This is a genomic window from Mycobacterium sp. E2462, assembly GCF_001672685.1.
In the GTDB taxonomy this organism is placed as follows: domain Bacteria; phylum Actinomycetota; class Actinomycetes; order Mycobacteriales; family Mycobacteriaceae; genus Mycobacterium.
The window spans coordinates 1-6,476 of the sequence record NZ_LZKC01000145.1 but is presented as its reverse complement, the minus strand read 5'-3'; the positions used below and the strand labels follow the sequence as shown (position 1 = coordinate 6,476).

Here is a 6,476-nt window from a genome sequence, read left to right as displayed (position 1 = left end):
CCACGGTGGCGGCACCGTGATGGGTCACGCCGCCCAAGATGACAAGTACCTGCGGAAATTGTCTCGTTGCGCCGGCGTCGCGATCGCGGCGGTGGAGCACCGATTGGCGCCCGAGCACCCGTATCCGACGCCCGTCGAGGATTGTTATGCGGCGTTGCGGTGGCTGGCCAACCAACCATGGGTGGATCCGGCGCGAGTCGGCGTCGGAGGGGCCAGCGCCGGCGGGCATTTCGCAGCGGCGGTGGCCCAGCGAGCCCACGATCGCAAGGACGTGGCACTGGCCTGTCAGCTGCTGATCTATCCGATGCTCGACGACCGCACCGGAGCCGAGCGCGACGCCCGCAAGCGCCTGATGTGGACGGCAACGGACAACCAACTCGCCTGGCGGTGGTACCTCGACGGAGCCGACCCGCGCGACGCGGCGCCGGCGCGCCGCGATGACCTCTCCGGTCAGCCGCCCACCTGGATCGGGGTCGGCACGCTGGACCTGTTCTACCCGGAATCCCGGGCCTACGCTCGGCGCCTGCGCGACGCCGGCGTGCCCGTGCACGAAGAGATAGCCCCCGGCGCTTTCCACGCCTTCGACCAGATCGCCGACAAGGCCCCGGTCTCGGTGCGGTTCTTCGACAGCCAGTGCACGTATCTGCGGGGCGCCCTCGCCGGGCCCGGCGCCGATTCCGGGCTCCACACCACCGATTAAGGCGCTGCGCCGCAACAGTTTGCGTCGAGCCGGTGCGGCCCGCGCGGTCGCCGTCGCCGCGGCAGGTCCGACGCGTTCGGACACGTTTTGACTGCAAAGTATGCAGAGTGTGCAACTATAGAGGCCGTGGTGGTCAACCAGATGGGCCTGCGCGAGCGCCGTCGCCGTCAGACGAGCGCGGACATCCGCGACGCGGCGGTGCGCCTGACGCTGGAACGCGGATTCGACAAGGTCACCGTCGACGAAATCTGTGCCGAGGCCGGCATTTCCACGCGCACGTTCTTCAACTACTTCCCCAACAAAGAGTCGGCACTGGCGTACGGGCCCTCCGATATTCCTCCCGAGTTGGTCGCCGATTTCGTCGCGGCCGGCCCGGCTCGGTACTCGGTGGTGTTGGCGGAGCTGATCACCTTGGCGGCGCACCATCTGCGCGACGTCCCGCCGCGCCGCGAGCATGCCGCCCACATGCTGGAGCTGGCCAAGACCTCCCCCGCCGTCCTGGCGGCGTTCCTGGCCGACCTGGAGCGCTTCCAGAATCACCTCACCGACGTGGTGGCGCGCCGCCAGGGCATGCAACCCGACGACGAGATCGTGGCGTTGATCGCCGCGCTGGCCCTGACGGCCGTGCGCTCGGGCATCGAGCGCTGGTCGCAGGGCGAGGCGGACGAGACCGCCGACACGCCGATGCCCCACGTCGAGCGGGCCGCGGCGCTGGTCAACAGCATCTTCACGGAGTGATTTGAAACACCGTCAGCAATAGTTGCATGGTGTGCAACATATGCAGAATATGTACTATGCTCGACTCGCGGTTCTCAGCTAAGTTTCGCAGTAACAGGCAGGAGCACCGGGGGTGAGCGTCGGTGCGCTTGGCGGCCTGCGCCGCCGGCAATCGAACGACCGTTGATCATTGTCACCGTCGAGAAACACTGCGGTGCAACGTAAGTCGTGGAGCTCGTGTGGCCATGGCCTCGTGTGCGGGCGGCGCTCACGCTGACCGCATCACGAGTGGGTGATGAGAAAGGGAATCACCTCGGTGCAGATATCCAAGTTGGTGCGTACCGCGTGGTTGCCGCTGCTGATCGTGGCGGTCGTCGTGGTCGGCGGCTTCGCCGTCGTGCGGGTCAAGTCGTTCTTCGGTGCCCAGGACACCAAAATCCTGACCAGCCCGCGGCTTGACGACTCCAAGCCCTTCAAGCCAAAGGTGGTCAAGTACGAGGTCTTCGGCTCGGCGCCGGAGGCCAACGTCAACTACCTGGATCTGAGCGCCGACCCGAAGCGGGTCGACGGCGCGCCGCTGCCGTGGACGCTGGTCTTGAGCACCACCGCCCCGTCGGTCTTCCCGAACCTTTCCGCGCAGAGCGACGGTGACTTCCTGGGGTGCCGCATCACCATCGACGACGAGGTGAAGGCCGAGAAAACGACCACCGGCGTACACGCCCTGACCTTCTGCTTGGTGAAATCAGCATGAGCACCGTCTCCGACGACACGCGGACCGACACCATCCCGATCAGCCAGGCGCCGGTACGGGAGCGAATCCCGCGGTTGATCCGCAAATTCGCCGTCCCCATCATCCTCGGCTGGATCGCGATCATCGCCGTGCTCAGCGTCCTCGTTCCCGACCTGGACGAGGTCGGGAAGATGCGATCGGTGTCGATGACGCCCGACGACGCGCAGTCCGTGGTGGCGACCAAGCGCATGGGCGCCATCTTCAACGAGTACAAGTCCAACAGCTCGGTGATGATCGTGTTGGAGGGCCAGAGCCCGCTCGGCGCCGACGCCCACGCCTACTACGACAAGATGGTCCAGAAGCTCGACGCCGACACCAAACACGTCGAGCACGTCCAGGACATGTGGAGCGACCCGCTCACCGGGGCGGGCGCGCAAAGCAACGACGGCAAGGCCGCCTACGTGCAGGTGTACCTGGCCGGCAACCAGGGTGAGGCGCTGGCCAACGAGTCGGTCGAGTCGGTGCAAAAGATCGTGGCCGGTCTGACCCCGCCGCACGGGGTGAAGACCTATGTCACCGGGCCCGCCGCGTTGTCGGCGGATCAGCACGTGGCGGGTGACCGCAGCCTGCAGGTCATCACGGCGGCCACCTTCACCGTCATCATCGCCATGCTGCTGCTGGTGTATCGGTCGATCGTCACCGTGTTGCTGACGCTGGTCATGGTGGTGCTCGAGCTGTCGGCAGCGCGCGGCATGGTGGCGTTCCTCGGCTACTACAACATCATCGGGCTCTCGACGTTCGCGACCAACCTGTTGGTCACCTTGGCCATCGCGGCCGCCACCGACTACGCGATCTTTTTGATCGGCCGATATCAGGAAGCCCGCGCGATAGGCGAATCCCGGGAAGAGGCCTACTACACGATGTACAAGGGCACGGCGCACGTCGTGCTCGGCTCGGGCATGACGATCGCCGGCGCCACCTTCTGCCTACACTTCACCAACCTGCCCTACTTCCAAACCCTCGGCATCCCGTTGGCCATCGGCATGATGGTCGTCGTGGGCGCGGCGTTGACGCTCGGACCCGCGGTGATCTCGGTGGCGACGCGATTCCGCAAAACGCTGGAACCCAAACGCACTCAACGTATTCGCGGGTGGCGCAAGATCGGCGCCCTGGTGGTGCGGTGGCCGGCGCCCATCCTGGTCCTGACCGTCGGGGTCGCGCTCGTCGGGCTGCTCACGTTGCCCGGCTACCGCACCAACTACAACGACCGTAACTACCTGCCCGCCGACCTGCCCGCGAACGAGGGTTACGCGGCCGCGGATCGGCACTTCTCGCAGGCGCGGATGAACCCCGAAGTGCTGATGATCGAAAGCGACCACGACCTGCGTAACTCCGCGGACTTCCTGGTCATCGACAAGATCGCCAAGGCGGTTTTCCGGGTGCCGGGAATCGCTCGGGTGCAGGCGATCACGCGTCCCCAGGGCACGCCGATCGAGCACACCTCGATCCCCTTCCAGATCAGCATGCAGGGCGTCAGCCAGCAGATGAACCAGAAGTACCAAGAAGACCAGATGGCCGACATGCTCAAACAGGCCGACATGATGCAGTCGACCATCGACAGCATGGAGAAGATGCAGAGTCTGACCCAGCAGATGGCCGATGTCACCCACCAGATGGTCGCCAAGACCAAGCAGATGAAGGTCGACATCGACGAGATCCGGGACAAGATCTCCAACTTCGAGGACTTCTTCCGCCCGGTCCGCAGCTACTTCTACTGGGAGAAGCACTGCTACGACATCCCGGTGTGCTTCTCGCTGCGCTCGGTGTTCGACACCCTCGACGGCATCGACACGACGGCCGACGACGTCGGCGAGCTGGTGCCGCTGTTGGAGCACCTGGACACGTTGATGCCCCAGCTGACGGCGTTGATGCCACCGATGCTCGCCAACATGCGGGCGATGAAAACGACCATGCTGACCATGTATTCGACGCAGAAGGGCCTGCAAGACCAGCAGAACGAGGCGCAGAAGAACTCCAACGCCATGGGCAAGGCGTTCGACGAGTCGAAGAACGACGACTCCTTCTACCTGCCGCCGGAGACCTTCAACAACGCCGAGTTCAAGAAGGGCATGAAGAACTTCATCTCGCCCGACGGCCACGCGGTGCGCTTCATCATCAGCCATGACGGCGATCCGATGTCCCAGGAAGGCATCTCGCACATCAACCTGATCCGCAAGGCCGCCTACGAAGCGCTCAAGGGGACGCCGCTGGAGGGCTCGAAGATCTATCTCGCGGGCACCGCGTCGATCTACAAAGACCTCAGCGACGGCAACGCCTACGACCTGTTGATTGCCGGGATCTCCTCGCTGTGCTTGATTTTCATCATCATGCTGCTCATCACCAGGGGTGTGGTCGCCTCGGCGGTCATCGTGGGCACGGTGCTGCTGTCGCTGGGCGCGTCGTTCGGGCTCTCGGTGTTGATCTGGCAGCACCTCATCGGCATCGAGCTGCACTGGATGGTGCTGGCCATGTCGGTCATCATCCTGTTGGCCGTGGGCGCCGACTACAACCTGCTGTTGGTGGCGCGGTTCAAGGAGGAGATTCACGCCGGCTTGAACACCGGCATCATCCGATCCATGGGCGGCACCGGCTCGGTGGTGACGTCGGCGGGCCTGGTGTTCGCGTTCACCATGATGACGATGGCGGTCAGCGAGTTGACGGTCATCGGTCAGGTGGGTACGACCATCGGCCTCGGGCTGTTGTTCGACACGTTGATCGTCCGGTCGCTGATGACGCCGGCGATCGCCGCGCTGCTGGGCAAATGGTTCTGGTGGCCACAACGGGTGCGGCAGCGCCCGCTGCCGTCGCCCTGGCCCAAGCCGGGCGAACGAACCGAGAGCGACGCGCCGGTGATCAGCGCTACGTGACCCAGTCGGGTTGCGCGGCGACGTCGACCGCCGAGAAGTCCTTGTGCCCAAGGCCGGCGGTGACGCCGCCGTCCACGACGAATTCGGAGCCGGTCGAATAGCTGGACTCGTCGCTGGCGAGGTACACCACCAGGTGCGAGACCTCCCGCGGGTCGGCGGCGCGGCCCAGGGCGGTCTGGAAGATGTCGTCGGGCACCCATTCGGTCATCGGCGTCTTGATCAGGCCGGGGTGAATCGAGTTGACGCGAATACCGCTGGGCCCCAGCTCCAGCGCCGCCGATTTGGTCAACCCCCGAACGGCGAACTTGGTGGCCGTGTAGCCGTGGCACGCGATGGTGCCGGCCATCCCCTCGATCGAAGAGATGTTGATGATCGAGCCCCGGCCGGCTTCCTTCATGGGCTTGACCACCGACCGGATGCCGAGGAACACCCCGGTCAGATTGATGTCGAGGATGCGCTGCCACTCGGAGAGCGCGTAGTCCTCCAGGGTGCCGATGTTGATGATGCCGGCGTTGTTGACCAGCACGTCCACCCCACCGAACTCGGTGACCGCCAGGGTCACCGCCGCGTCCCACTCCTCGGGCTTGGTGACGTCGAGGTGCAGGTAGCGGGCCGCGTCACCGACCTCGGCGGCGACTGCCTTGCCTTCGTCGTCGAGGATGTCGCCGAACACCACCTTGGCGCCCTGCTCGGCCAGCGCGCGCACGTGCGACGCCCCCATGCCGCGCGCACCGCCACTGACCAGGGCCACCTTGCCCGCCAACCGTTGTGCCACCGCATCGCTCCCGTCGTGTAGGTGCCTAGCACCATACAAAGCGGAAGCGATGGATGGCCAGGGTTACACCGTGGCGGGTCAGCTCCTGTCCGACCACCGGAAAACGGCGAGGCAGGCGATCAGCCCACCGATCGTCCAGGCCGTCAGCACGAAGAAGATGTGCCAATGTTCCCAGCGGCCCGCCGGTTCGGAGGCGGCCATCTCCGCCGGCAACAGCACCGACCGAAATCCCTGGGCCATCCACTTCACCGGAAACACCGAGCCCAGGGTGAGCATCCAGGCCGGCAACGCCATCAGCGGAACGTAGGTGCCCGAGACGAATTGCAAAGCCACGGCCGGGCCGTTGGTGATCACCGCCGCCGACACCGCGCTGCTGGCGAAGTTGCTGACGAAGATGCCCAACAGCGAGCAACTGACGATGCCCAAGAGGAACACCCACGCCAGGGTGAACCAGCCGAACACCGTGGTGGGCAGCGCCAGCTTGAACACCAACACGCCCACCGTCAACAGGACGACGGCCTCGGCGAGGCTGGCCACGGCGACCAGGCAGATCTTGCCGATGAAATACGACGAGGCGGTGGTCGGCGTGCCCCGTAACCGCCGCAGGGCACCGGTTTCGCGATCGGC

At 65.4% G+C, this 6,476-nt stretch carries 6 protein-coding genes; 4 read left to right on the top strand and 2 right to left on the bottom strand.

Annotated features, from left to right (window positions below):
* The 4 genes from A5714_RS06790 to A5714_RS06775 all read left to right on the top strand — a co-directional run.
* The coding region (locus A5714_RS06790; protein ID WP_068284059.1) for an alpha/beta hydrolase at positions 1-700 on the top strand (700 nt) is incomplete at its 5' end.
* Between the two features lie 129 nt (positions 701-829).
* Positions 830-1,438, top strand: a complete 609-nt coding sequence (locus tag A5714_RS06785; protein WP_068068144.1) for a TetR family transcriptional regulator — start codon at positions 830-832, stop codon at positions 1,436-1,438.
* 274 nt (positions 1,439-1,712) lie between these two features.
* Complete coding sequence (locus A5714_RS06780; RefSeq protein WP_197502776.1) at positions 1,713-2,168, top strand: MmpS family transport accessory protein; 456 nt, start codon at positions 1,713-1,715, stop codon at positions 2,166-2,168.
* Complete coding sequence (locus tag A5714_RS06775) at positions 2,165-5,074, top strand: RND family transporter (protein WP_068284056.1); 2,910 nt, start codon at positions 2,165-2,167, stop codon at positions 5,072-5,074. Before A5714_RS06780 ends, A5714_RS06775 begins: the two co-directional genes overlap by 4 nt.
* Here A5714_RS06775 and A5714_RS06770 read toward each other — a convergent pair.
* Together A5714_RS06770 and A5714_RS06765 are read right to left on the bottom strand one after the other, a co-directional pair.
* Positions 5,067-5,849, bottom strand: coding sequence for an SDR family oxidoreductase (locus A5714_RS06770; RefSeq protein ID WP_068068078.1), 783 nt, complete (start codon positions 5,847-5,849; stop codon positions 5,067-5,069). The genes A5714_RS06775 and A5714_RS06770 overlap by 8 nt on opposite strands.
* Positions 5,850-5,927: 78 nt before the next feature.
* A partial coding sequence (locus A5714_RS06765) for an ABC transporter permease (protein ID WP_156747199.1) occupies positions 5,928-6,476 on the bottom strand: 549 nt, incomplete at its 5' end.